We start from the raw sequence: 24,241 nt of genomic DNA, 5'->3' as shown, positions 1-24,241 counted from the left end.
GCCATGACCGCTGCTGCAAAGGAGTCCGCATGATCGCCACTGCCCCACCCGCCCCCATCACCACGTCCTGGTTCCATTCGCTCGACTGGGAACGCCTGCTGGAAACCTACGGCGTACCGTTGCTGGCCGCCATCGTCGTGCTGCTGGTCGGCATGTGGGTGGCACGACGCCTGTCCAATGCGCTGCCGCGCGCGACCTCTCGCATGGGCATGGACCCGATGCTGGGCAGCTTCCTGCGCAACGTGGTCTATGCCGCCTCGCTGGTGATCGTGGTGGTGCTGGCGATCGGCACGCTGGGCGTGCAGATCACCCCGCTGCTGGCCGTGCTGGGCACCGCGGGCCTGGCCGTCGGCCTGGCGTTGAAGGATTCGCTCTCCAACATTGCCTCGGGCGTCATGCTGGTGACCCTGCGACCGTTCCGTGTCGGTGACGTGGTCACCGTGGCCGGGCAGACCGGCACCGTGCGCGAAGTGCGTATTTTCCAGACCGTCATCACCGGCGCGGACAATCAGCACACCACCATTCCCAATACGCTGATCACCGCCGCACCGATCATCAACCTCACCGCCGAACCGACGCGTCGCATCGAACTGGTGATCGGCATCGGCTATGAGGACAATATCCAGCTGGCCCGCGACACCGCGCTGGCCTTGATGAAGGCCGAGCCACGCGTGCTCGAGACCCCGGCACCCGACGTGGTCGTGTACGAACTGGGTGCACACGCGATCAACCTGGGCATCCGCTGCTACGTGAAATCGGCTGATCACTTCAGCACCAAGGTGACCCTGCTGGAGCAGATCAAGCTCGGCTACGACCAGGCCGGCATCAACCTGCCCTACCCGCAGCAGGACATGCATCTGTACCTGCATGGCAAGGACGGCGGCGTGGTCGAGGCCGAGGCGCTGGTGCGCGACAAACCCTGATTTCCAGGTTCCCGGCCGGCATGGCCCGGCGCTACCGATGCCGGCAGGTGCCGACCGTTGGTCGGCACCTCTCCTGGCATCAGGCCTCGACGGCCTCTTCCAGCACCGGGTAGTCGGTGTAGCCCGCCGCTCCGCCACCGAAGTAGGTCGCGCGGTCCGGTGCGTTCAAGGCCGCGCCGGTACGCAGCCGCTCCGGCAGATCCGGGTTGGCGATGAACGGCCGACCGAAGCCGATCAGGTCTGCCCAGCCCTCGGCCAACGCCTGCCCGGCACGCTCGGCGGTGTACTTGCCGGCGTAGATCAGCGTGCCCGGGTAGATCATGCGCAGCGCCTGCTTGAACGCGAGCGGCATCAGCGGCGCATCCTCCCAGTCGGCCTCGGCGATGTGCAGGTAGCCCACACCCAGTTCGCCCAACAGGTGCGCAGCGGCCAGGTAGGTCGCCTGCGGCGTGTCATCCACCGCACCCTGCAGGGTCGTCAGCGGTGCCAAGCGCACGCCCACGCGGTCGCCCCCGGCCACGGCCACCACCGCCTGCACCACCTCGCGCAGGAAGCGCAGGCGGTTCTGCAGCGCGCCACCGTAGCCGTCGGTGCGCTGGTTGGCCTGCGAATCGATGAACTGGTTGATCAGGTAGCCATTGGCGCCGTGCAGCTCCACGCCATCGAAACCGGCGGCCAGGGCATTGCGGGTGGCCTGGGCGTAATCGGCGATGATGCCCGGAATCTCGTCCTCTGCCAGCGCCCGCGGCATCGAGTGCTGGATCATCCCGCCCACGCCCGCCTCGGGGCCGGCGCCGGTCGGGTCAACGAATACCTTCACCCCCTCGGCCAGCAGCGCCGAGGACGATACCGGCGCCGCGCCATCGGGCTGCAGGGCGACATGGGAGACGCGGCCGACGTGCCACAGCTGCGCGTAGATGCGACCTCCGGCGGCGTGCACCGCATCGGTCACCTGCCGCCAGCCCTGCACCTGTTCCTCGCTGTGAATGCCCGGCGTCCAGGCGTAGCCCTGGCCCTGCGCACTGATCTGGGTGCCTTCGCTGACGATCAGGCCGGCACCTGCGCGCTGGGCGTAGTACTGCGCCATCTGCGCGGTAGCGACGTTGCCGGCGGCCGCCCGCGAACGGGTCATCGGCGGCATCACGATGCGATTGGGCAGGGCCAACGGGCCAAGCGTGTGGGGGCTGAACAACATGGCGCATTCTCTTGCGGGGGACTGACCGCAAGGATGGGGATCGGCCGTGGCCCGCAACAGGCGCGGTTGGGCAAAACAGTTGTGCCGTGGAGGCAAGGGTAGCGTCGACCGTTGCTCGACTATCGCGCACGGCGCGGGATTCCATGAGGGGCCAGCCAGATGCAGTCGACCAACGATCGACTCTACTCCGGTTACAGCGTCGGCTCGATCTTCAACGCACCATGCGCCACCCGGTCATAGCAGGTGCGCACCACGTCCTCACCGTACTTCAGCTCCAGCCGCCGCACGATGAAATGGCCGCGCGCCATGTCCTGGTAGTAATCGGTGAACATCGTATTGAGCGTGGCACCCGCTGCAGCGCCGACGATCGGCACCGCCTGGGCGGCGAATTTCTCGGTCACCACCACGCCGAAACGAGCCGCCACCTTCTCCACCAGCTTGGCCAGCAGCTTGCCGGCTTCCTTCGGCGCCACGCCCAGGGTCAGGTCGCGACCGGTCACCACCCGCCCGGCCAGCTCGGCCGACAGGTGGCGCATCACATCGGTGGTGAAGCCGCGCGCCAGGTAGTAGCCGGTCTCGCTGGCATCATCGCGTGGTGAGTTGCCGCCCAGCGCGAACACTTCCAGGCAGGCCTGGCGGGTGCTGAAATGCGCCAGGTCGAAGCCCTCGCTGCGCGCGACGTCGGCCACCGCGCGCATCATGATCGTGGTCGACACCGGCAGCTCGATGAACAGCGCGGCGAAGCCGAACGCACCGCCCACCGCGCCAGATGTCGCCGCCGCCAGCTTGTGCCAGCGGGTCGAGGCCGACTTTCCGGGCGTGTTGCCCATGCTCCACAGCGCCGCCTGCGCGGACTTCGACAGCGCCGCCTCCACCGCGCCATGGATGCGCCCGGAAATGGCCTTGGGCAGCGCCTTCACCGCGAATTCCAGCGGCGTACCCACCAGGTTGGCCATGCGCGCGGTGATCGTCGGTGCCTCCAGCAGGGCCACCGCCCGCTGCAGGTCGGCCCAGTCCTGGGCATCGTGGGCGATATCGCGCGGCAGCAGGATCGGCTCGTTCATGAGGCCGATAGTAGCGCCCTGGAGTTGAACGGAGGGTCGCGGGGCCACAGCCCTGTCCGCTGGAAAAGGATCCGACCCCACCAGACGGCATCTTCAGGGGGTCGGCAGGCCCGACAGCGCGCCCATGAACTGGCGGTAGTGGCGCAGCTCGGCAATCGAGTCGTGCACATCGCTCAGTGCGGTGTGGTTGCTGGTCTTGGCCAGGCCGGCGGCCACCGTCGGTGCCCAGCGCTTGGCCAGTTCCTTCACCGTGGAGACGTCCAGATTGCGGTAGTGGAAGTACTTTTCCAGGCGCGGCATCTGCCGGTGCAGGAAGCGGCGGTCCTGGCAGATCGAGTTGCCGCTCATCGGCGAAACGCCGGCCGGAATCCACTGCGCGAGGAAGTTCACGGTCTGCGCCTCGGCCTGGGCCAGAGTGGTGGTGCTGTCCAGCACGCGCTGCCACAGACCGGAACGACGATGCTGGTTGCGGTTCCACTCGTCCATCGCTTCCAGCGTTTCCAGCGGGTGGTGGATGGCGAACTCCGGGCCTTCGGCCAGCACGTTCAGCTGGGCATCGGTGACCACGGTGGCGATCTCGATGATCGAATCGTTGTCGGTATCCAACCCGGTCATTTCCAGGTCGATCCAGATCAGTCGTTCGTTGGCCGCGCCGTTCTCCACCATCGTGTCGCCTCGTTGCTGGGCAGGCATGGCGCCTGCCGGAAAAGGAAAGAGGCGGCCATCATACCCTTTCGCTGCTCAGGCCTCGCCGCTGTGGTCTTCCAGCCGCAGCGGCGGCTTGCCACGCTTGGCCCGGAAGTAATTGGTCAGGCGCAGGCTGGCCTCCTTGGCCAGCACCCCGCCGTGGATCTCCACCCGGTGGTTGTGGCGGGCGTCCCCCAGCAGATTGAACACGCTTCCGCAGGCGCCGGTCTTGGGATCGCTGGCCCCGTAGACCAGCCGCGACACGCGCGCGTGCACGATCGCCATCGCACACATCGCACACGGCTCCAGGGTCACGTACAGCGTGCTGCCGATCAGCCGGTGGTTGGCCAGTGCCCGACCGCCCTCACGCATCGCTACGATTTCAGCATGCGCGCTGGGGTCGTGCGCGGCGATGTTGAGGTTCCAGCCCTCGCCCAGCAGCTGGCCATCGGCGCCTACCAGCACCGCACCCACCGGAATCTCGTCGAACTCGTGCTGCGCGCGCTCGGCCAGCGCCAACGCGTGGCGCATCCAGTGTTCGTCGGCATCGTGCACAGGCACGCCCAAGGTGTCGGTCATGAGGGTTCTCGGCGTCAGGCAGATCACGCGGAGGCAGTGTAGCGCGCTTCGGCTGGAGCCTGGCGGGACGGACCATCGTCGCTAGAATGACGATTTCCGAAGCACCTTGAGCACATCCATGAACACGCTCCGCCCCTCGCTGCCCTCCGATGCCGAGGCCGTCGTCGATCTCTGGCGCCGCGCCGTCGACGCCACCCACCATTTCCTCAGCGTCGATGACCGACGCGCCATCGACGCCGAAGTGGCCGGCTTCCTGCCGCAGGCGCCGCTGCTGCTGGCCGTGGATGCCGACGATCGCCCGCAGGGCTTCATGCTGCTTGATGGCAGCCATATGGAAGCACTGTTCATCGACCCGGACGTGCACGGCAGGGGCATCGGCCGGCAACTGGTCGAGCACGCGTTGGCGCGGCACCACCCGCTGACCACCGACGTCAATGCGCAGAATCCGCAGGCACTGGGTTTTTACCTGCGCATGGGCTTTATCGAGACCGGGCGCTCGGACCTCGACTCACAGGGCCGCCCGTACCCGCTCATCCATCTGCGCCTGGGCGACTGATGTCGGCGTGGCCTCAGTGACGTGGTAGTGTCGTTACCCCTTCACTGCAGGAAGCACTACGACATGGGCGGAAGCACACTGGCCACGCTGTTCACACTGGTCGTCGCGATCATCTGGATCCTGGTGCCGTTTGCCATCTTCGGCGTGCGTCGCGTGCTCGGCGAGCTGCTGGCCGAACAGCGCCGCACCAATGCGCTGCTGGAACAGATCGGCGGCGACCGCATTCCCCCGCCGCAGCCGGAACCCCAGCCCTGGCGCGCGCCCTGACAGCACCAAGGCCTGCCCCGCCCTTGCATCAGCCCGGCGGGCCGGCCTCGAATGCGGGCGAGTAGGTCACCGTGCCGCGCGCCATCGCCCCCTGCAGCGGCAACGCCTGGAAGTACTCAGGCGGAACGCCCGGCAGGACCAGACCAGGCTCACAACGGAAGCCGAACCGACCGTAGTAGTCTGGCTCGCCCAACAATACGCAGCCACGCGCGCCCATGCCGCGCAGTGCATCCAGCGCCGCCCGCATCAGCGCGCTGCCAATGCCCTGCCCTTGCCGCTGCGGCGCCACCGAAATCGGACCCAGGCCGAACCAGCCCTCGCTGCCATCGCTGATGGCCACCGGCGACACCGCTACATGGCCAATCACCTGCCCGTCCTGCACGGCCAGCAGGGAAATCGACAGTTCCCCCCGCCCTCGCAGCGCATCGACGATGTAGTGCTCGGTATGGCTGCTGTGCGCCGCATTTCTGAAAGCAGCCGCAGTCATGGCGTGGATATCGGCGATGTCGGCGGGCGTTTCCGCACGGATGAGGTAATTCACAGGGCATCACATTCAGTGCGGCGGCTTTTGATTGTCCAGCACCCGGCACCCCGAGGTCAGACCAGCACCATCATCCCGCAGGCACAGCGGCCCAGCGACGGCAATCCCCTGCACCACCTGGATTGGGCAATACTTCATCCTCCCACATGCAGGAGGCGATGATGGACTGGGTTGAACGCGCACGTGCACTGGCAAGCGAAGCCCATGCCGGGCAGCAGGACAAAGCGGGACGCCCCTACATCGAACATGTCGCGCGCGTCGCGGCCGCCATCAAGGACGACGAGACCGCCCAGGCCGTGGCATGGCTGCACGACGTGGTGGAAGACTGCGCCGGGCACGCGGCCCGCGTGGCGGACTTCCCTGCTCCGATCCAGCATGCGGTGCAGCTGATGAGCCGCAACAGCGCACCCGACAGCGATACCTATTACGCGCGCATCGCGGCCGACCCTGTCGCGCTGAAGGTCAAACTGGCAGACATCGCAGACAACGCCGACGAGACCCGCCTGGCCGCACTGGATGCGGCCACTGCAGAGCGGTTGCGCGGCAAGTACCGGCACGCGCTGGCGGTCCTGGGGGCCCGCCGTACCCCGCTGCACCCGCCGCGCTACAGCCGCAGCACCGAGCGCGATGAAGCAGCCCCAAGCCACCTTGCGCTGCTGATGGAAGCCGGGGAGCGACTGGATACCCTGGTGACCGGCCTGGACCGCATCAATTCCGGCTTCAGGGACGAACCTGAACAAGCCGCTGCATTGTTGCTGTTTCTACACAGCCAGCAGGTGCTTCAATCGCTGGCACGGATCCGCAGCATCGTTTCCGGGGAACTGGAAGCGCAGATGGAAACTGAAGCCTACGACACCTGGGTAGACAAGGGCACGCCGGACTGGACTCCGCCTTACGGCGAGACCGCCGAGCGCATCCTGCAGCGCTTTGTGGACACCTGCGGCCCGCTGCCGCGCTGGCAGCCGGTATCGCCAGACGCGACCGTCGAGTGAAATCTGATCGCCTTCCATCCATCGAACACAGATTTACCCCGGCGTGGCTGCCACTGCTGCAGTGCAGCAGTACAATGAGCGGCTTACCCGCCCCAGCCCCGCCCCCTGCATGAGCCCCAATTCCTCCCTGGCCGCGCGGCTGACGCCGCGTCAGCGCACCTGGATCATCCTTGCCCTCTCGCTGGGTGGCTTTGCCATCGGCACCAGCGAATTCGCCAGCATGGGCCTGATGCTGGAGATCAGCCGCGGCCTGTCGATCAGCGAGACCCAGGTCGGCCACCTGATCAGCGCCTATGCCATCGGCGTGGTCGTTGGCGCGCCGATCCTGGCGTTCATCGGTGCCTCCTTCCCACGGCGCAAGCTGCTGCTGGCCCTGATGGGCTTCTATGCGGTGGGCAACCTGGCCAGCGCCCTGGCCCCCAACTACGGCACGATGCTGGTCGCGCGCTTCGTCGCCGGCCTGCCGCATGGCGCCTACTTCGGTGTGGCGATGCTGGTGGCCGCCGCCATCAGTCCGGCCGGCCAGCGTGGCCAGGCGATGTCGCGGGTGCTGCTGGGCCTGTCCATCGCCATCCTGATCGGCAACCCGCTGACCACCTGGCTGGGCCAGCAGCTGAGCTGGCGCACCGCCTTTGCCCTGGTCAGCGTGCTGGCCATCGCCACGGTGGTGATGATCGCCCGCTTCCTGCTGCCCGATCCGGAGGAGGTGCGCACCTCGCCGATGCGTGAGCTGCGCGCGTTCAACACCACCCAGGTGTGGCTGGCGCTGGCGATCGGCGCGGTCGGCTTTGCCGGCATGTTCTGCGTGTTCACCTACCTCGCCCCGACCCTGGTGCAGGTGACCGGCGTGGCCGAGTCGTGGATGCCGCTGGCCGTGGGCGTGTTCGGCATCGGTGCGATCATCGGCAACATCGCTGGCGGCTGGCTGGTGGACAGGTTCCACTTCAAGGCCGCCGCGGTGGTGCTGGTGTGGTCCATCGTGATGCTGCTGCTGTACCCGCTGGCGGCGCAGTCGGTGTGGACCATCGGCCCGATGATCATCACTGTGGGCACGATGGGCGCGCTGGCCGCCGTGCTGCAGACCCGCCTGATGGACGTGGCCGGCGAGGCGCAGACGCTGGCCGCTGCCTCCAACCATGCCGCCTTCAATACCGCCAACGCGCTGGGCCCGTGGCTGGGCGGCATGGCGATCAGCGCCGGCTTCAGCCCGGCCACCACCGGCTATGTCGGTGCGGCTACCGCCGTCGGCGGCCTGCTGCTGTGGGGGGGGTCAGTACTGGTGGACCGCCGGCGCAAGGCGGCCTGAGCCCTTGGGCGATTTGACTCCGCCGCCGCATCGGGCTGACGGTGTCATCACAGGTGAAAGTGTGACGATGAATGCACCTTCTCCCTGGTACCCCCTTCCCTCATGTCGGACACCGGTCATTTCGCCATTCGCGCCTTCGAGGCCGTCTTCAACATGGCCGGCGGGGTCGAACGCATCACCGCGCTGACGGTGACCTGCAACCACTGCCAGGCCACGACCTCGTCCACCGAAGGCAACCTGCTGCACCTGCCCGGCGGCACCCTGTTCCGCTGCGATGACTGCGGTTGCCACCAGGCGGTGAGCAATGCGCGGGTGGCCGACTGGCAGCTGCCGCGCGTGCTGGGCGCATGAACATGGACGCGCCGCTGACCGATGCACAGCGCCGCATTCTGCAGGCCATTGCCGATGCGGAACGCGTGGACAGTGACGCCGCAACCTGGGCGGTCGCGGCAGGCCTTGCCGTGCAGGCCGAAGACGGCGACATCGACCTGGCCCCGCGCGGACGCGACGTGCTGCAGGCACATCCGCCGCGCTGACGCGGCGACGGAGCGGGCATGCGGCGTTTCGTGCAGGCCTTCGTGGATGTGGACAGCTTTGCGGCTGCCCTGCCCGGCGACGTGTCGGCAGCACTGGCAACGGCGGATGCGCACTACAACATCGGCAAGGACGGCCGCGCCTGGGTCTGCGCGGCAGACGCCGCCGATGCGAAGACCACGACGGTCGTTGCGGAGATGCAGTGGGGCCTGGTGCCCCGCTGGTCGAAGCAACCTTCCACGCCCTACACCACGGTGACTGCCCGGCTGGAGCGCGCTCCGCGCAGCCGCATCTTTGCCGATGCCTGGAGCAAGCGGCGCTGCATCGTACCGATGACGGGCTACTTCAAATGGGACCGGCAGCGACGACCACCGTGGCCGATGTACGTCCAGCGCCAGGATGGCTTGGCCCTGCTGGCAGCAGGCGTGTGGGAGCACTGGCAGGACGAGGCCGGCGACATGCGCGACACGTTCTCGATCCTGACTGACGGCAACCCGGCGATCCCGGCCCCGCTGTCTGCCGATGGGCCGGTCTTTGTGGAGCCTGCGGCTGCGGCGGCCTGGCTGAGGGGCGAGCTGACCGCGCCGGCACAGCTGCGACGGCACGCGCATACCGCGGCGCTGGAGGCTGCCTATGTGGGCCTGGGCATCCGCGATGCGCGACGCGATGACTACACCCTGCTGGAGCCGGTGGACCCCGACGCTCTGGGTGCTGACGACGCTCTGCCCGACTGGGATGGCGATGCGCTGGATGACGATGCGTGAGCGAGGGCCCGGGGTCGGATCCCTTGCCAAAGGCAAGGGCTCCCCGTCGCTGCCCTCCCGCTGAGCCGCAAAAAACACATGGCGTGGATGTGGCTTGCTGCACAGTGCAGCTCATGCATCACCGCCCTGCCCCCATCCGCCACGATGCCGTTGCCTTGCAGGCAGGCATGCTCGGCAGCGTACTGGGCGTTGGCCTGTTCAAAGCACTGGCGATGTCCGGCGTGGTGTCCGGCTCGCTGATGGGCATGGGCCTGTGGCTGCTGGCCTGCGTCCTGCTGGGCGCCTGGGCATTGGCCGCCGGCCTTGCCTGCCTGGCCCTGAGCCGGCGCGTATTTGTGCTGATGCTCGCGCTGTCGGCGGTGTTCGTGCTCTGCATTGCCTGATCCGCAGGCGCCTCCAAAAAAATCCGAACTGCGGCGCTAAAGCTTCAGCCTGCGCCGCCGCTACCGTTGTACTGCTTGCCGGGACTCTCTCCTGTGCAGACACGCCCGGCAGTCGGGCCTACAACGACTACCGGATTTCACAAAATGAACACGCTGCGCCGCTTCAAGGTTGGCACCCGCCTCACTGCGGGTTTTTCCATCCTGCTCCTTCTGATCGCCACGATTCTTGCGATCGCCCTGCACAGCAACCATCAGCAGCGCCAACAGTTCGACAACGCGGTGAACGTGCGCGTGACCCGCATGGGCGAGCTGTACGACATGCTCATCATCAACAAGGAACTGCTGCTCCTGCGCCGGGACATGCTGATCAAGCGCGGCCAGGGCCTGGAGGCCGATCTGGCGAAGGCGCACGCGATGTCCGCGCGCTATGACCAGATCTGGGCCCACTTCACCGAGCGCCCGGCCACCAGCCCCTTGGCCGAATCGATGCGCGGCAAGGTCGCGCAGAAGCAGGAGGCTACCGTCGCACTCAACCGCGACCTGGATGCAGCGATGCAGGCCGGCGACTTCGACGCTGCCAGCACCGCGCTGTTGACCCGCGCCGGCCCCGCGGCTGCCGACTGGAACGCTGCCCTTGCCGAGTTCGCCGATCTGCAGCAGAAGTTGGTGGAAGAAGCCGCCACGGAAATGCAGGCCCTGGCCGCACGCACCACCGGCCTGCTCAGCCTGTTCGGCGTCCTCAGCCTGGGCCTGGGCATCATCGCGGCGTGGCTGATCTCGCGCAGCCTGACCCGTCCGCTGGCCCAGGTGCAGGCATCGATCAATGCGGTCACCCGTGGCGACCTGAGCGTCCGCCACCAGGACGACAGCCCCGACGAAGTGGGACAGATGCTGCGCGCCACCGACGGCATGATCGGCCTGCTGCAGCACTTCTCGCAGCAGACCCAGCTGATGATCGGCAAGCATGCCGCCGAGGACATCAGCCACCGCATGCCGGTGGATTTCCCCGGTGTCTACGGCGAACTGGCGCAGGGCATGAACACGATGGTGTTCGAGCATCTGGATGCAATCGTCGATGCCATCGACGTGCTGAACCAGTATGCGCAGGGTGACCTTAGCCGCGACGCACGACGCCTGCCGGGCAGCCGCGCGATCCTGCACGAATCGATGGATGCCGCCAAGGCCAGCCTGCATGCGATCAATCAGGACATCCAGCGCCTGGCGAAGGCTGCTGCGGCCGGCGATTTCAGCGTGCGTGGCGATGCCACGGCCTACCGTCACGATTTCCGCCGCATGATTGAAGACCTCAACCGCTTGATGGCCACCGCTGACGGCAGCCTCGGCGCGTTGTCCAAGGTGCTGGGTGCCATGGCCGAAGGGGACCTGACCCGCCGTATCGAGGGCGACTTCCAGGGCGTGTTCGCCACCATGCAGCGCGACACCAACCGGACTGCTGAGAATCTGGCGGCCATTATCCGCCGCATCCAGGAAGCCTCCGGTTTGATCGCCAGCGCGTCCGACGAAATTGCTGCGGGCAACGCCGACCTGTCACGACGCACCGAAAGCCAGGCCGCGAACCTGGAAGAGACCGCGGCCTCGATGGAGGAGCTGACCTCTACCGTGCGCCAGAATGCCGAGCACGCACAGCAGGCCGATGCGGCCTCGCGCAGCGCCGGCGAAGCCCTGCAGCAGACCGCGCAGGCGGTGCAGGACGTGGTGCGGGTGATGGGGCAGATCAATGCCTCGTCGCTGCGCATCGGCGAAATGGTCAGCCTGATCGACGGCATCGCGTTCCAGACCAACATCCTCGCCCTCAACGCCGCGGTCGAAGCGGCGCGCGCCGGCGAACAGGGCCGTGGTTTTGCGGTGGTGGCCAGCGAGGTGCGCACGCTGGCGCAGCGTGCGGCGGCCTCGGCCAAGGACATCAAGGCCCTGATTGATGAATCCACCGGCAGGGTCGAGGCCGGTATCGGCATCGCCCGCCAGACCGAGGCTGCCATCGGCCAGTTGACCGAGGCTGCGGGCCAGACCGGGCACCTGGTGCAGCAGATCGCCCAGGCCAGCATCGAACAAGCGGCCGGCATCGAGCAGGTCAACCAGACCATCGCGCAGATGGACGAGGCCACCCAACAGAATGCCGCACTGGTCGAGGAAGCCAGCGCCGCGGCGCGTGCGATGGCTGGGCAGGCGGCGGATCTGGACCAGGCCGCGGCCGTGTTCCGGGTAGCGGCACAGGCTGGCGCTGCGCTGAAGCGCGCCGCCTGACCTCATGGGCTTATTGCGGGCACTCACACTGCCCGCATCTGCCACGCCCTACCCTCAAAGTGCAGGCCTGAAGCATTCAGCAGGCGACGGCCTGCGCCCCTTCCCCACGGCACCTGCTGCGCGACATTGTGGTCGTGCTGCAGCGGCCAACCCGCTCGTGCAGCTTCCCGTACGGTTTGATGTGGTCCTGATGCCCTCCCCCGAACAAGAACGCATGTCCACCCTGGCCGGCCTCAACGCCCTGGGCGAGGTTTCCGGTGCAGCCCTGGACAGCCTCACCGAGCTGGCCACCCACGCCTTCAAGGTGCCCGTCGCCTTCGTTTCGCTGCTGGACGTCGACCGGCAGCGACTGGTCTCGCGCAAGGGCCTGCAGATCGCGCAGACGCATATCCGTGATTCGATCTGCGCCTCGGCCATCGGCGCGCCGGAAACCCTGGTCATCGATGACCTGCGCGAGCACCCACGGCATGCCAGCAACCCGCTGGTGACAGGCGAGACCAGGCTTCGCTTCTATGCAGGCACGCCGCTGGTGGCGCGCAACGGCGTGGCCATCGGTGCGTTCTGCATCATGGACGACGCCCCCCGACAGTTCTCCGAAGCGGAGCGCCGGCAGCTGCAGACCCTGGCCAGCGCAGCCATGAACGAACTGGAGCTGCGTGCCCTGACGGGCCGCCGCGATCCCGTCAGCGGCCTGCCCGACCGGCACCAGTTCGCCCTGGACCTGGCCGCCAACGCCGAGCGCGAGCCGGACACCTTCCTGCATGCAGTGCTGATCGATGTCTTCGACGCAACGACCTCCACCGAAGCCGGGCAGGTGCTGGGCATGGCGCCACTGGAGACGCTGATCCGCCGCATCGGCGTGCGCCTGCGCGTTGCCCTGGACGGCATGGCTGAGGTCTACCACGTGGGCGTGGCGCGGTTTGCCTTCGTGGTGGAGCTGTCATCGTCGAAGGCCGTCGAAGACCTGGTCGCAGAACTGCAGGAACGCGTGACGCGACCGATGATGGCCGCGCAGGTGCCGATGGCCCCTTCGTTCCACGCGGGCATCTGTGGCGTCACGCTGGGCCAGCACAATGCAGACGAAATCATCCGCCGCATGCTGGTCGGCCTGAATGCCGCCATCAACAGCCGCTCGCCATTCCGCTGGTATTCCGAGACCCGCGATGCGCGCACGCGGCGGGGCTACCGGCTGGCCACCGACGCACGGATGGCCCTGCAGGAACAGCAGTTCCATCTGGTCTACCAGCCCCGCTTCCGCGCGGCGGATCTTGTGCCGGTGGCCGCCGAAGTGCTGATCCGCTGGAACCATCCGCAACTGGGGGCAGTCAGCCCGGCCGAGTTCATCCCGGTGTTCGAACGTACGGCGGTGATGCAGGGCATCACCCGCTGGGTGACCGACAACGCACTGGACCAGCTGGTTGCCTGGCGAAAGGCAGGCATCGGCCTGCTGCTGTCGATCAACTACTCGGCGCGCGACATGGCCGAGGACGATGCCGCGCTGCGCCTGATCCGTGCGATCGAGCAGAAGGGCCTGTCGTGCGCGGATGTCGAAGTGGAGATCACCGAGAGCCAGTGGCTGCGCGTGGATTCCCCCGCCGGCCAACAGCTGCGGCAGATGGCCGCCGCCGGGCTGCGCATCGCCGTGGACGATTTTGGCAGCGGCTACAGCAATTTCGGCTACCTGTCCGAGCTGCCGATCAGCACGCTGAAACTGGACAAGACGGTGATCGACCGCCTCTGCCAGGACCCGCGGGCGGCATTGAAGGTCGAGGCCATCATCGGCCTGGCCCAGCGCCTGGGCTACAGCGCCGTGGCCGAAGGTGCCGAGACGGCCGAACAGGTGGCCCGGCTGCAGGCGTTGGGCTGCGATGAAATCCAAGGCTTCGCGTTGGCCCGGCCGATGACGGCTGAAGCATTCAGCGAACGATTCGGAGCGGTGCTTCCCGCCCCGTAGCGTCGAGCTTGCTCAACTGCCGCTGCTCGACTCTACGGCGGTAGCGCTCGCTATACTTGCATGGCCCACCGTGCTGCCCGGAACAGCTGCCATGCCCTCCCGAATCGACTTCCGGCCCTCGCTGGACCTGGCATGCAGGATCACCGGCATGCGCGTTGCCCTGGTCGGGGAAGTCACCGAAAGCGCCTGGCGTTCGATCCAGAGCATCGACAGCGCGGGCCTGGGCATTTCCAGCGGCATGATCCTCGATATCAACCGCACCTTCTGCAAGGACGTGAGGTCTTCGCGGGCGCCGGTCTGGTTCGGCGATGCGCTTGCCCATCCGTTGTTCATCGACAGCCCGATTCCGGGCATGTACGGCTTCCGCAGCTACATCTCGGTGCCGCTGCTGCTGGCCGATGGCTCCATCTTCGGCACCCTGTGCACACTGGACCCCGAGCCGAAGCCGGTGGACGAGCAACAGGTGCAGTCGATGAACGACGTGGCGGCGCTGGTCGCCGCGCAGATCGACGCATTGCGCAGCCACGATGCCGACAGCCGTACCATCGACGGCCTGAAGGAACAGGGCGACATGGTTGGCCGGCAGCTGGCCGAGTACGAACAATCCAATGCCGAGCTGCAGCGCGTGGCCAAGCAGCGTGAGGAGTTCATCGGCGTGCTGGCGCACGACCTGCGCAACCCGGTGCAAGCCATCCGCGCCGGCGTCGATCTGCTGGGCCTGGGGGCATTGACTGATTCGCAGCAGAAGGTACTGGGCCACATCAACGACAGTGCCGATCGCATCGCCGAGCTGATCGATGTCACCCTGGATTTTGCCCGCGGCCGACTGGGCACCGGCATCGCGCTGAAGCTGGAGCCGTGGTCGGACCTGTCCGGCGTGCTCGCGATGGCCTGCCGCGAGGCCATGCGTCCCTATCCTGGCCGCAATTACGAGGTTGACCTGCAACTGCCCGTCACCTTCGTCTGCGACGCCGCACGGCTGTGCCAGCTGCTGGCAAACCTGGTCATCAACGCCGCCATCCACGGCACCCCCGGACAACCGATACACGTCAAGGGCCGGAGCGTGGGCGCGGGCATCGAAATCAGCGTAGCCAACCAGGGCGTGATCCCGGCGGCGCAGATGGGCCACCTGTTCGAACCCTTTGCGCGGCCGCAGGAACGACGGTTGGATTCCGGCCTGGGGCTGGGCCTGTACATCGCCGCGCAGATTGCCAAGGCCCATGGCGGCACGCTCAGCGTGACCAGTTCAAGTGACGAAGGCACCGTGCTGACCGTGCGTCTCTGAGGCCGGCCTATCGCGTGCAGGGCGGCTACACGCCCGACCCGCTACCCTGTTGAACCTTCCTGCCCAGAGCGGCCATGTCTTCCTTCCCCCTCCCTGCGTCCGAGCCCGGGCAGCTCGCCTACCGGTTGCTGCAGGACAGTGACTGGGCGCGCTCGCCAGCTGCTGCCGCCGCACCGGTCGAACTGCGCACCGTGCTGTCCATGATCCTCGACTCGCCGGAGCCGCTCTGGATCGCGTGGGGCGTGGAGGAGATGACGTTCTTCTTCAACGATGCGTACCTGCCGATGCTGGGCGGCAAGCTGCACGGCGCCATGGGCAGCGGCCTGCGGCAGGTCTGGGCTGATGTGTGGGAAGACGTGCGTCATGCCATTGCCGATGCCTTTGCCGGCACCAGCCGCAGTTTCCAGAACCTGCCACTGATGATGGATCGCGACGGGGCCATGAAGGAGACGTTCTGGACGTTCTCCTATTCGCCGTTGCGGATGGCCAATGGGGAGGTTGCCGGGCTGCTGTGCGTGGTGAGCGAACAGACCGAACGGGTGATCGAGCGCACCCTGCACAGCCGCCAGGTGGCGGCCATTACCCAGGAAGCGCGCGAAGCCCATCTTGAGCTGGTGCGCGCGCGTGAGCAATTGCGCCAGGCGCAGAAGCTGGAGGCCATCGGCCAGCTCACCGGCGGGGTGGCACATGACTTCAACAACCTGCTGCAGGTCATCACCGGCTCGGCGGACATGCTGCTGCACACCGCGCAGCCCGAGGACCCGCGCGGCAGGTATGTGCACTCCATCGTCGCCGCTGCGGAGCGTGCAACGCGGTTGACTGCCCAGCTGCTGGCCTTCTCGCGCCGGCAGAGCCTGTCACCGGAAGTGTTCGACCTGCGCGAGAGTGTGCACGCACTGGCGGACATCATCACGACCGTGGCTGGCGCCCGCGTCTCGGTCGCCATCACCCTGCCCGATACCCCGCTGCAGGTGCTGCTGGACCGTAGCCAGCTGGATACGGCACTCATCAACATCGTGGTCAATGCCCGCGATGCCATCACCGGCCATGGCAACGTCACCATCGACGTGCAGCGGGTGACCGCCGTGCCCTCCGTTCGTTTTGCCGCGCCGATGAAGGGCGACTTCGCCGCCATCAGCGTCAGTGACACTGGCACCGGCATCGAACCTGCGGTGCTGGACCACATCTTCGAACCGTTCTTCACCACCAAGGATGTCGGTGCGGGAACGGGGCTGGGCCTCAGCCAGGTGTTCGGCTTCGTCAAGCAATCAGAAGGCGAAGTGGACGTGCACAGCCAGCCCGGCACCGGAACGCGGTTTACTCTGTACCTGCCACTGAGCCAGAGCAGCGAGAGCGCGCCGCGCCCTGCGCAGCACGACGGGCTGGTGCATGGCCACGGATTGTGCGTACTGGTGGTCGAGGACAACATCGATGTGGCCGAGTTCGCCGTGGCCGCCCTGCGCGAACTCGACTACCAGGTGGTGCTGGCACGCAATGCCGCTGACGCACTGGCCGAGCTGGAACGCGATGCCCATCGTTTCCAGGTGGTGTTCACCGACGTGGTGATGCCGGGGGTGAACGGCCTGGACCTAGCGCGCACGATCCGGGAGCGGTTCCCCTGGCTGCCCGTCATCCTCACCAGCGGTTACAGCGAGCTGCTGGCACGCGACCCTGGGCATGGCTTTACCCTGCTGCGCAAACCCTACACGCTGAAACAGCTGGCCCAGGTCATCAGCGAAGCGGGCCAGCATCAGCGGTAGAGGGCCACTTGGCGGGCGACGCCATGTTCACGCAATGTTGCTGTAGTACGGTGCGGCACCGCCATTTCCCTCCCGCCGCGACGCCCCCCATGCATATCCTGCTGATCGAAGACGAAGCCGAACTGGCCGCTACGCTGAAGGGGGCGCTACAGCGTGAGCAACACGTGGTGGACCTGGCCCGTACCGTGGCCGTGGCCCGCGAGGCCGCACTGTGCGGGCTGCACGACCTGGTGCTGCTGGACCGCACCCTGCCCGACGGCGATGGCCTGGCCCTGATCGACCTGCTGCGCCAGCACAACCCCGGCGTACCGGTGATCGTGCTGAGCGCGCTGGGCCAGCTGCCTGACCGCGTGGCCGGGCTGGACGAGGGCGCCGACGATTACCTGGGCAAACCCTTCGCGCTGGAAGAACTGTTCGCCCGCATCCGCGCCGTGGGCCGCCGCCCGGGTGGCCTCAATGCCGAGACCGTGACCATCGGTCGGCTGAGCTTCGATCCGGTCTCCGGCGAGACCCGTATCGGTGGTGAGCGCCTGGACCTGCCACGCCGCGAGATCCGCGTGCTCGCTGCGCTGGCACGACGCATCGGCCGCACGGTGCTGCGCGAATCGATCGAGATGGCCGTGTACGGCTTCGATGACGGCGTGCATTCCAATACGCTCGATTCCCACGTTTCGCGCCTGCGCCGCAAGCTGGCCGAGGCCGACGCCGGCGTGGAGATCCATGCCATCCGTGGCGTCGGCTACCTGATGCGGGAAATCAAGTAATGGCGCGGCGTCCTTCGCTGAAGTGGCCGCTGATCATCAAGCCGCTGATCTTCCACCTGCTGGCCCTGCTGCTGGCGTTCTTCGTGCTGCTGATGGTGCTGGTGCGGGTGGACAGCGGCGGCTACTACACCATCCAGACCTTCGCACCGATCGCCGCCAATGCCGTGCACCGCGATGCCAACGGCAACCTTTACGTGCAGCACACGGCAGAACTGGCCGAGGCCCTGAAGACAGCCCCTGGGGCGTGGTTCATCGCCGAGGATGAGCGAGGCCATCACGTGACCTTCGGAAACGTTCCGCCTGCCTATGCCTCGCTGGTCGGGCTGCTGGATGGAATCCCCTTCGGTGATCTGCGCGGGCGCGAGCGCGGCGACGGGCTGGCGGTGGTGGTGCGCCAGCACACCGGCCCGGCAGGCAAGCTGACCATCATGGCGCATGGTGAAGTGGATTCGCTGACCTGGCAGATGGCGCTGGCCGCGCACATAATCACCGTGCCGATCTTCCTCGTACTGGCGCTGGTGACCATCGTGCTGACGCCGATGATCGTGCGCCGTGCGCTGGCCGGCGTAGAGCGCATCGCTGCCGAGGCAGGAAAGATCTCCGCCAATCGCCGCGGCGTCCGCCTCACCGCCACCGCAGTGCCTGTGGAGATAGCGCCCTTGGTCGATGCGGTGAACGACGCGCTGGAGCGACTGGATGAAGGGCACGAACGCCAGCGCCGCTTCATCGCGGCCGCCGCCCACGAACTGCGCACGCCCATCGCGATCCTGCAGGTGAAGCTGGACGCCGCAGACGACGCGACCTCGCACAGCCTGGCCCTCGAAGTAACCCGCCTGGCCACGCTGGCCGAGCAGCTGCTGGACCTGCATCGCATGGACGATGCTGGCCCGAAGGAAACACTGAACCTGGCACGCGTGGCCAAACGCGTGGTGGCCGACCTGGCACCGCTGCTGATCCAGTCCGAGCGCACGGTGGCGGTGTCGGTGGAACAGCACTACCCGGTGCTGGGCGAGGCAGGCGCGATCGAGCGGGTGATCTCCAACCTGGTGTTGAACGCCGCCGAACACGGCGGCCGCAACGTGATCGTGCGCGTCCAGGGCAGCTGCCTGGAAGTGGAAGACGATGGCCCCGGCATTCCGGTCTCCGAGCGCGAACGCGTGTTCGAGCCCTTCCAGCGGTTGCGCCCGCGGCAGAGCGGCGCAGGCCTGGGCCTGAACCTGGTGCAGCAGGTGGTGGAACGCCACGGCGGCCGCATCACCATTCTCGATGCGCCCGGTGGCGGCGCGTTGATCCGGATCGAGTTCCCGCCACACCCGGGTGCCAATCCCAGCGCGGAATGACTGCCCGCTGTCTGCCAGGCAGTTGCCGCGCGCACTGGCAAGCTTGCGGCAATGTTGGCTGATCAGTATCGGGCAGACGGTGCATTTGCGTGCCGCTGTTCCGTACTGAAAGGATGCCCATGCCGCAGGTTGCACCCCCGCCACCCCGCAGCACGCACCAGGTCGGCGCGCGTTCCAGCGCTCCCAGCCTGACCGCCGCCGCCTGGAACCGGCGCGCCGCGTCGAACGGGCTTGCACACTGGCCACGCTGGCTGCGTGGCCTCCCGGAAGCCGCGCGACCGATCGTGCTGGTACGCCTGTTCGGCACGCTGTTCATGACCCTGCCCGGCCTGGCACTGGCGATCTTCGCCGCGCTGCACGCAGGCTCCGCGCTGGCAGCGGCTACGCTGCTGCTGGTGGCGACGCACGCCACGCTGCACGCTGTGGCGGCGCGGGCAGAGGCGCATGGTGAACTGCCCGGCGTGCGGGCGCAGCTGCTGGATGCGCATGCGCCGGCATTGCTCTTATGGACCAGCCTGCTGCCCTTCGTATCGCACGTTTCCACTGGCCCCGCCCTGATGCTCGGCGCCAGCCTTGCACTGGCGCTGGCCAATGCGTGGATGACCGCGGGCAACCGCCATCGCCACTGGCGGCGTCCGCTGCATGCAGCGACGGCCCTGCTGCTCACCGCCACCGTAGCCGCGCAGGCACCCGCCGTGCCCCTGCCCGCCCGCGCGATGCTGTTGGCCGCCGTGGCCTGCCTTGGTCTGTCGGTGGTCGCACAGCTGGGTAGCGGCACGCGCCGCCTCACCGGTCATCTGCTGCTGGTGCTGGGCAGTGTGGGCGCAGCCATCGCCGTGGCCCTGCAGATCGGCACCGCCAACAGCTGAACAGGCCCGGCGCCGCAAGCTTGGCGCAATCCAGTGCATCGAGACTCGGCCCTGCCTGCACGCACAGGCATGCCCGTCTCTCCTGCAAGGATTACCGATGTTCCCCACTGCACGGGCGCCGCGCCCATGAGTGCCGCACCCCGCAACCGTCGCCGCCTGTGGATCGCCGCCATTACCGGACTGTGCCTGCTGACGTGGGCCGTGCTGTGGCTGATGCCGGCCGCACCGCCCGAACTGGACGTGGCGCCCGTACAGCGCGGCAGCATCGAACAGGTGATCGAAGCCACCGGCACCCTGAAGCCCTCACGGCTGGTCAGCGTGGGCGCGCAGGTATCCGGACGCATCGAGAGCCTGCACGTGAACCTGGGCGACAAGGTGAAGGCCGGCGACCTGATTGCCGAGATCGACTCGCGCACCCAGCGCAACGCGCTGCAGAGCGCGCAGGCTGCACAGCGCAGTGCGCGAGCCAACCGCGATGCGCTGGCCGCCGACCTGCGCCAGTACGAACTGACCCTGCAGCGCCAGCAGGCGCTGGTCGCCCGCCAGCTGGTGGCACGTGCCGACTACGATGCGGCGAAGACCAAGGTCGACGCCACTCGCGAACAGATCGCCGCCCTCGATGGCGAGGTGGTGCAGCGGCAGACCGATGTCGACGTGGCCCAGACCAACCTCGGCTACACCCGCATCACCGCGCCCACCGACGGTACCGTGCTGGCCGTGGTCGCCCGCCAGGGGCAGACGGTCAACGCCGTGCAGAGCGCACCGACCATCGTGATGCTGGGCAACCAGGACGTGATGACGGTCTACGCGGAAATCTCCGAGGCCGACGTGGTGCACACCGCACTGGGCCAGGAAGCGTTCTTCACCATCCTTGGCGACAGCGGCCGGCGCTACAGCAGCACGCTGCGTGACATCGCACCGGCACCGGAATCGATCACCAACGAAGACACCTCCGGCTTTGCCACGCCCGGTGCATCGGCCGGCGCCAGTCGCGCGGCCATGTACTACAACGGCCAGTTCGACGTGGACAACGCCGATGGTCGGCTGCGCAGCTACATGACCGCACAGGTCCGCATCGTGCTCGGCCGTGCTGCCGGCGTGCTGACCATCCCCTCGGCCGCGCTGGGCGTGCGTGCCGCCGATGGCAGCTATACCGTGCAGGTACGCGGCGCCGATGGCCGGCCGGCCGCGCGGCGTATCGCCACGGGGCTGGATGACCAGATCAACGTCGAGGTGCGCAGCGGCCTGCAGGAAGGCGAACACGTGGTGCTGGCCCAGGCCGACGATGCGGCAAGCGCCGCCGCGCAGCCATGACCGACGCCGCCATGGACCAGCCGTTGCTGCGCGTGCGCGGCATCCGCCGTGAGTTCGCCGCGGGCGAACAGACCCTGGTGGTGCTCGATGGCATCGACCTGGATATCCGCGCCGGCGAGCTGGTGGCCATCGTCGGCCAGTCCGGGTCGGGCAAATCCACGCTGATGAACATCCTCGGTTGCCTCGACCGGCCCTCGGCCGGCACCTACCAGATCGCAGGCCGCGAGACCGCGCAGATGGCCCCGGATGAGCTGGCCGAGCTGCGCCGCGAGCACTTCGGCTTCATCTTCCAGCGCTACCACCTGCTGACCGACCTCACCGCGCTGGGCAACGTGGAAGTCCCCGCCATCTACGCCGGGCAGCCGAGCTCCGAGCGCCACGCCCGCGCGCAGGCACTGCTGCAGCGGCTGGGTCTGGGCGAGCGCATGCAGCACCTGCCCGGCGAGCTGTCCGGCGGCCAGCAGCAGCGCGTGTCCATCGCACGCGCGTTGATGAACGGTGGCGCGGTGATCTTCGCCGACGAACCGACCGGCGCGCTGGACACGCAGTCGGGCAAGGACGTGATGGCGATCCTCGGCGAGCTGCATGCCGAAGGCCACACCGTGGTGCTGGTGACCCATGACATGGCCGTGGCCCAGCATGCCCAACGCATCATCGAGATCCGCGATGGGCGCATCGTCGACGACCGCCCGACCGCGGCCGGGCGCGACACCACTGCGAGTGCGACCGCTGCGCTGCAGCCACGTCACGAAGGCAGCGGCTGGACGGCACTGCGCGACCGCTTCGGCGAAGCCTTCCGCATGGCCCTGCGCGCAATGAACGCCCATCGCATGCGCACCTTCCTGACCATGCTCGGCATCATCATCGGCATCGCCTCGGTGGTCTCGGTGGTGGCGCTGGGCACGGGGGCCCGCCAGGCCATCCTGTCCAACATCGCCTCGCTGGGCACCAGCACCATCGAGATCTACCCCGGTTCGGGCTTCGGCGATGTGCATGCCGCGCAGGTGGAAACGCTGACACCTGGCGACAGCGTGGCCCTGGCCGCACAACCTTATGTCGATGGTGCCACACCCAGCGTGGCCAGCAGCGGCACCGCACAGCGCGGCAACCACTCGGCCAACGTGCAGATCCAGGGCGTCAGCGAGCAGTACTTCCGTGTGCACGGCCTGAAGCTGGGGCAAGGCCGCTTCTTTGGCCACGCGGCCGTGGACGGTTACCAGCAGGCGGTGGTGATCGATGCCAATACGCGTGCGCGGTTCTTCGCCGCGCAGGAAGATCCCATCGGCCAGAGCCTGCTGCTGGGCAACGTGCCGGTGCGGGTGGTGGGCGTGGTGAAGAAGGACGCCGGTGCGGTGGGTGATGCCTCGCTGCTGCAGGTCTGGGTGCCCTACACCACCGCCATGGCGCGCATGCTCGGGCAAAGCCATGTGTCCAGTATCACCGTGCGCGTCTCCGATACCGTGGGCATGCAGACGGCAGAAGCCTCGATCAACCGGTTGCTGCAGCGCCGCCATGGGCGCACGGATTTCTACATGAGCAACAACGCGCAGATCCGCCAGTCCATCGAACAGACCACGCGCATCCTGACCTTGATGATCAGCGCGATTGCGGCCATAGCGCTGGTAGTGGGCGGCATCGGCGTGATGAACATCATGCTGGTGTCGGTGACCGAGCGCACCCGCGAGATCGGTGTACGCATGGCGGTGGGCGCGCGACGCAGCGACATCCTGCAGCAGTTCCTGATCGAATCGGTGCTGGTGTGCCTGCTGGGCGGCGTGCTGGGCATCGGCGTGGCGTTGGCGCTGGGCGCGGTGCTGGCGTTGGCCGATATCGGCTTCACCCTGGTGTTTTCCGCTGCGTCGATCGTGGCCGCGTTCGCCTGCAGCAGCCTGATCGGCATCGGCTTCGGCTTCCTGCCGGCGCGCCGTGCCGCGCAGCTGGACCCGGTAGAGGCGCTGGTTCGCTGAACGGCACGCACGGTGTCGGGGCGACGGCAGGTTGGCGCAATGTCCGCACGCTGTACTGAACCTACCGACAGAGCCGCACAGGAGCGGAACGATGTTTCAGAAGACAGGACGCAGCGCATTGCTGCTGGCGGCAGCGGTGCAGATGCTGGTGCTGCTGCCGTACGCCGGCACGGCACAGGCACAGCACCGCGACGGCTACCGTTCCGGCTGGGATCGCGGCTACGAAGACCGGCAGCGTGACGAACGGGAGCGCCGCGAACGCGAACGTGAGCGCGACCGCCGCGATGACGCCAAGGCCAAAGGTGTGGTGGTGGGCGTGGTCGGCGCGGCCGTGGTGGCTGGCGTGATCGCAGCCGCCGCCAAGCGTGAACGCGAGAACCGCGAGCGCGCCGACTACTGCATGCAGCGCTACGGCAACTACGACCGCCGTAACGACACCTACCGCGGATCGGACGGCTACAGCTATCCCTGCCGCTGAGACCTGGCACTTCATTCAAGGAAACCACCGCATGAACAAGACCGCCCTACTGATTGCCCTGTGTGCTGCACCGCTGCTCGGCCACGCCGCCAGCAGCGACCCGAAGCAGGCTTACATCGATTCGAGCTTCGCTGCCATGGACAGCAACGGCGATGGCCGCATCGACAAGGCCGAATACGCGAAGTACCAGCAGGCACGCTTCAGCAAGCAGGCGGATTCGATCGACGCCGCGTTCAAGGAAATGGACACCAACAAGGACGGAAAGATCAGCAAGGAGGAAGCCGCCGTGGTGCCGGAGATCGCGAAGTACTTTGCGGGCCTGGACACGGATGGGGACGGCTATCTGTCGCTGAAGGAGATGCAGCAGGCGATGCTGGCGGCGCAGACGGCGGACGCCCCGGCGAAGTAATGCCGTGGTGGGTGCCCACCAAGGTGGGCATCTACCGGCTCAACA

The 24,241-nt window shown here is 67.4% G+C and carries 25 protein-coding genes; 20 read left to right on the top strand and 5 right to left on the bottom strand.

Features of this window, described 5'->3' with window-relative positions; all coding sequences use genetic code 11:
* Window positions 1–29: 29 nt before the first annotated feature.
* Window positions 30–923 carry a mechanosensitive ion channel family protein gene (locus VER16_RS03005; protein WP_324805386.1) on the top strand — a complete coding sequence of 298 codons (894 nt, stop codon included), beginning with the start codon at window positions 30–32 and terminating at the stop codon, window positions 921–923.
* A 79-nt stretch (window positions 924–1,002) separates the two neighbouring features.
* On the opposite strand, the gene VER16_RS03000 is transcribed toward VER16_RS03005, so the two are convergent.
* The 4 genes from VER16_RS03000 to tadA all read right to left on the bottom strand — a co-directional run bounded on the left by VER16_RS03000 (window position 1,003) and on the right by tadA (window position 4,448).
* The gene (locus VER16_RS03000; RefSeq protein ID WP_324805385.1) at window positions 1,003–2,118 is read right to left on the bottom strand and encodes an alkene reductase; all 1,116 of its coding nucleotides are present in this window, start codon (window positions 2,116–2,118) and stop codon (window positions 1,003–1,005) included.
* A gap of 191 nt (window positions 2,119–2,309) precedes the next feature.
* Entirely contained in the window at window positions 2,310–3,182 is an 873-nt protein-coding gene (locus VER16_RS02995; RefSeq protein ID WP_150454062.1) for an EcsC family protein, read from the bottom strand.
* A 93-nt stretch (window positions 3,183–3,275) separates the two neighbouring features.
* The gene (gene orn / locus VER16_RS02990) at window positions 3,276–3,848 is read right to left on the bottom strand and encodes an oligoribonuclease (protein ID WP_324805407.1); all 573 of its coding nucleotides are present in this window, start codon (window positions 3,846–3,848) and stop codon (window positions 3,276–3,278) included.
* A gap of 75 nt (window positions 3,849–3,923) precedes the next feature.
* Window positions 3,924–4,448, bottom strand: coding sequence for a tRNA adenosine(34) deaminase TadA (gene tadA, locus VER16_RS02985; protein ID WP_324805384.1), 525 nt, complete (start codon window positions 4,446–4,448; stop codon window positions 3,924–3,926).
* A gap of 118 nt (window positions 4,449–4,566) precedes the next feature.
* Here tadA and VER16_RS02980 point away from each other — a divergent pair, with 118 nt between their 5' ends.
* A complete protein-coding gene (locus tag VER16_RS02980; RefSeq protein ID WP_324805383.1) occupies window positions 4,567–5,004 on the top strand; it encodes an acetyltransferase in 438 nt (145 codons plus the stop codon).
* Window positions 5,005–5,067: 63 nt separating this feature from the next.
* The gene (locus VER16_RS02975; protein WP_324805382.1) at window positions 5,068–5,271 is read left to right on the top strand and encodes a hypothetical protein; all 204 of its coding nucleotides are present in this window, start codon (window positions 5,068–5,070) and stop codon (window positions 5,269–5,271) included.
* A 28-nt stretch (window positions 5,272–5,299) separates the two neighbouring features.
* On the opposite strand, the gene VER16_RS02970 is transcribed toward VER16_RS02975, so the two are convergent.
* A complete protein-coding gene (locus VER16_RS02970; RefSeq protein WP_324805381.1) occupies window positions 5,300–5,812 on the bottom strand; it encodes an N-acetyltransferase in 513 nt (170 codons plus the stop codon).
* 161 nt (window positions 5,813–5,973) lie between these two features.
* Here VER16_RS02970 and VER16_RS02965 point away from each other — a divergent pair, with 161 nt between their 5' ends.
* The 17 genes from VER16_RS02965 to VER16_RS02885 all read left to right on the top strand — a co-directional run bounded on the left by VER16_RS02965 (window position 5,974) and on the right by VER16_RS02885 (window position 24,196).
* Window positions 5,974–6,804, top strand: a complete 831-nt coding sequence (locus VER16_RS02965; protein WP_324805380.1) for a hypothetical protein — start codon at window positions 5,974–5,976, stop codon at window positions 6,802–6,804.
* 109 nt (window positions 6,805–6,913) lie between these two features.
* Window positions 6,914–8,110: an MFS transporter gene (locus tag VER16_RS02960; RefSeq protein WP_324805379.1), complete on the top strand. Its 1,197-nt coding sequence runs from the start codon at window positions 6,914–6,916 to the stop codon at window positions 8,108–8,110.
* A 102-nt stretch (window positions 8,111–8,212) separates the two neighbouring features.
* The gene (locus tag VER16_RS02955) at window positions 8,213–8,461 is read left to right on the top strand and encodes a hypothetical protein (RefSeq protein ID WP_324805378.1); all 249 of its coding nucleotides are present in this window, start codon (window positions 8,213–8,215) and stop codon (window positions 8,459–8,461) included.
* Complete coding sequence (locus VER16_RS02950) at window positions 8,458–8,646, top strand: hypothetical protein (protein ID WP_324805377.1); 189 nt, start codon at window positions 8,458–8,460, stop codon at window positions 8,644–8,646. The genes VER16_RS02955 and VER16_RS02950 overlap by 4 nt, the downstream gene beginning before the upstream one ends.
* A gap of 18 nt (window positions 8,647–8,664) precedes the next feature.
* Window positions 8,665–9,408, top strand: a complete 744-nt coding sequence (locus VER16_RS02945; RefSeq protein ID WP_324805376.1) for an SOS response-associated peptidase — start codon at window positions 8,665–8,667, stop codon at window positions 9,406–9,408.
* A gap of 113 nt (window positions 9,409–9,521) precedes the next feature.
* Window positions 9,522–9,791 (top strand): hypothetical protein, encoded by a 270-nt coding sequence (locus VER16_RS02940; RefSeq protein WP_324805375.1) that lies wholly within the window; start codon window positions 9,522–9,524, stop codon window positions 9,789–9,791.
* Between the two features lie 144 nt (window positions 9,792–9,935).
* Window positions 9,936–12,056, top strand: a complete 2,121-nt coding sequence (locus VER16_RS02935; protein WP_324805374.1) for a methyl-accepting chemotaxis protein — start codon at window positions 9,936–9,938, stop codon at window positions 12,054–12,056.
* A gap of 214 nt (window positions 12,057–12,270) precedes the next feature.
* Entirely contained in the window at window positions 12,271–14,010 is a 1,740-nt protein-coding gene (locus VER16_RS02930; protein WP_324805373.1) for a sensor domain-containing phosphodiesterase, read from the top strand.
* Window positions 14,011–14,101: 91 nt separating this feature from the next.
* Complete coding sequence (locus tag VER16_RS02925) at window positions 14,102–15,295, top strand: GAF domain-containing sensor histidine kinase (protein WP_324805372.1); 1,194 nt, start codon at window positions 14,102–14,104, stop codon at window positions 15,293–15,295.
* Between the two features lie 74 nt (window positions 15,296–15,369).
* Window positions 15,370–17,055, top strand: coding sequence for an ATP-binding protein (locus VER16_RS02920; protein ID WP_324805371.1), 1,686 nt, complete (start codon window positions 15,370–15,372; stop codon window positions 17,053–17,055).
* A gap of 89 nt (window positions 17,056–17,144) precedes the next feature.
* The gene (locus VER16_RS02915; protein ID WP_324805370.1) at window positions 17,145–17,819 is read left to right on the top strand and encodes a response regulator transcription factor; all 675 of its coding nucleotides are present in this window, start codon (window positions 17,145–17,147) and stop codon (window positions 17,817–17,819) included.
* Window positions 17,819–19,159, top strand: coding sequence for a HAMP domain-containing sensor histidine kinase (locus VER16_RS02910; protein WP_324805369.1), 1,341 nt, complete (start codon window positions 17,819–17,821; stop codon window positions 19,157–19,159). Before VER16_RS02915 ends, VER16_RS02910 begins: the two co-directional genes overlap by 1 nt.
* 119 nt (window positions 19,160–19,278) lie before the next feature.
* Window positions 19,279–20,028 (top strand): hypothetical protein, encoded by a 750-nt coding sequence (locus VER16_RS02905; protein WP_324805368.1) that lies wholly within the window; start codon window positions 19,279–19,281, stop codon window positions 20,026–20,028.
* A gap of 126 nt (window positions 20,029–20,154) precedes the next feature.
* On the top strand, window positions 20,155–21,342 hold the full coding sequence (locus VER16_RS02900; RefSeq protein WP_324805367.1) for an efflux RND transporter periplasmic adaptor subunit: 1,188 nt from the start codon (window positions 20,155–20,157) through the stop codon (window positions 21,340–21,342).
* On the top strand, window positions 21,339–23,309 hold the full coding sequence (locus tag VER16_RS02895; protein WP_324805366.1) for a MacB family efflux pump subunit: 1,971 nt from the start codon (window positions 21,339–21,341) through the stop codon (window positions 23,307–23,309). The genes VER16_RS02900 and VER16_RS02895 overlap by 4 nt, the downstream gene beginning before the upstream one ends.
* A 91-nt stretch (window positions 23,310–23,400) precedes the next feature.
* Complete coding sequence (locus VER16_RS02890; protein ID WP_324805365.1) at window positions 23,401–23,787, top strand: hypothetical protein; 387 nt, start codon at window positions 23,401–23,403, stop codon at window positions 23,785–23,787.
* A 31-nt stretch (window positions 23,788–23,818) separates the two neighbouring features.
* On the top strand, window positions 23,819–24,196 hold the full coding sequence (locus VER16_RS02885; RefSeq protein ID WP_324805364.1) for an EF-hand domain-containing protein: 378 nt from the start codon (window positions 23,819–23,821) through the stop codon (window positions 24,194–24,196).
* Window positions 24,197–24,241: the final 45 nt, after the last annotated feature.

It is taken from the genome of Stenotrophomonas sp. (assembly GCF_035634915.1).
Lineage (GTDB): Bacteria > Pseudomonadota > Gammaproteobacteria > Xanthomonadales > Xanthomonadaceae > Stenotrophomonas.
The sequence above is the reverse complement of the archived record's forward strand: the minus strand, read 5'-3'. Positions and strand labels throughout refer to the sequence as shown.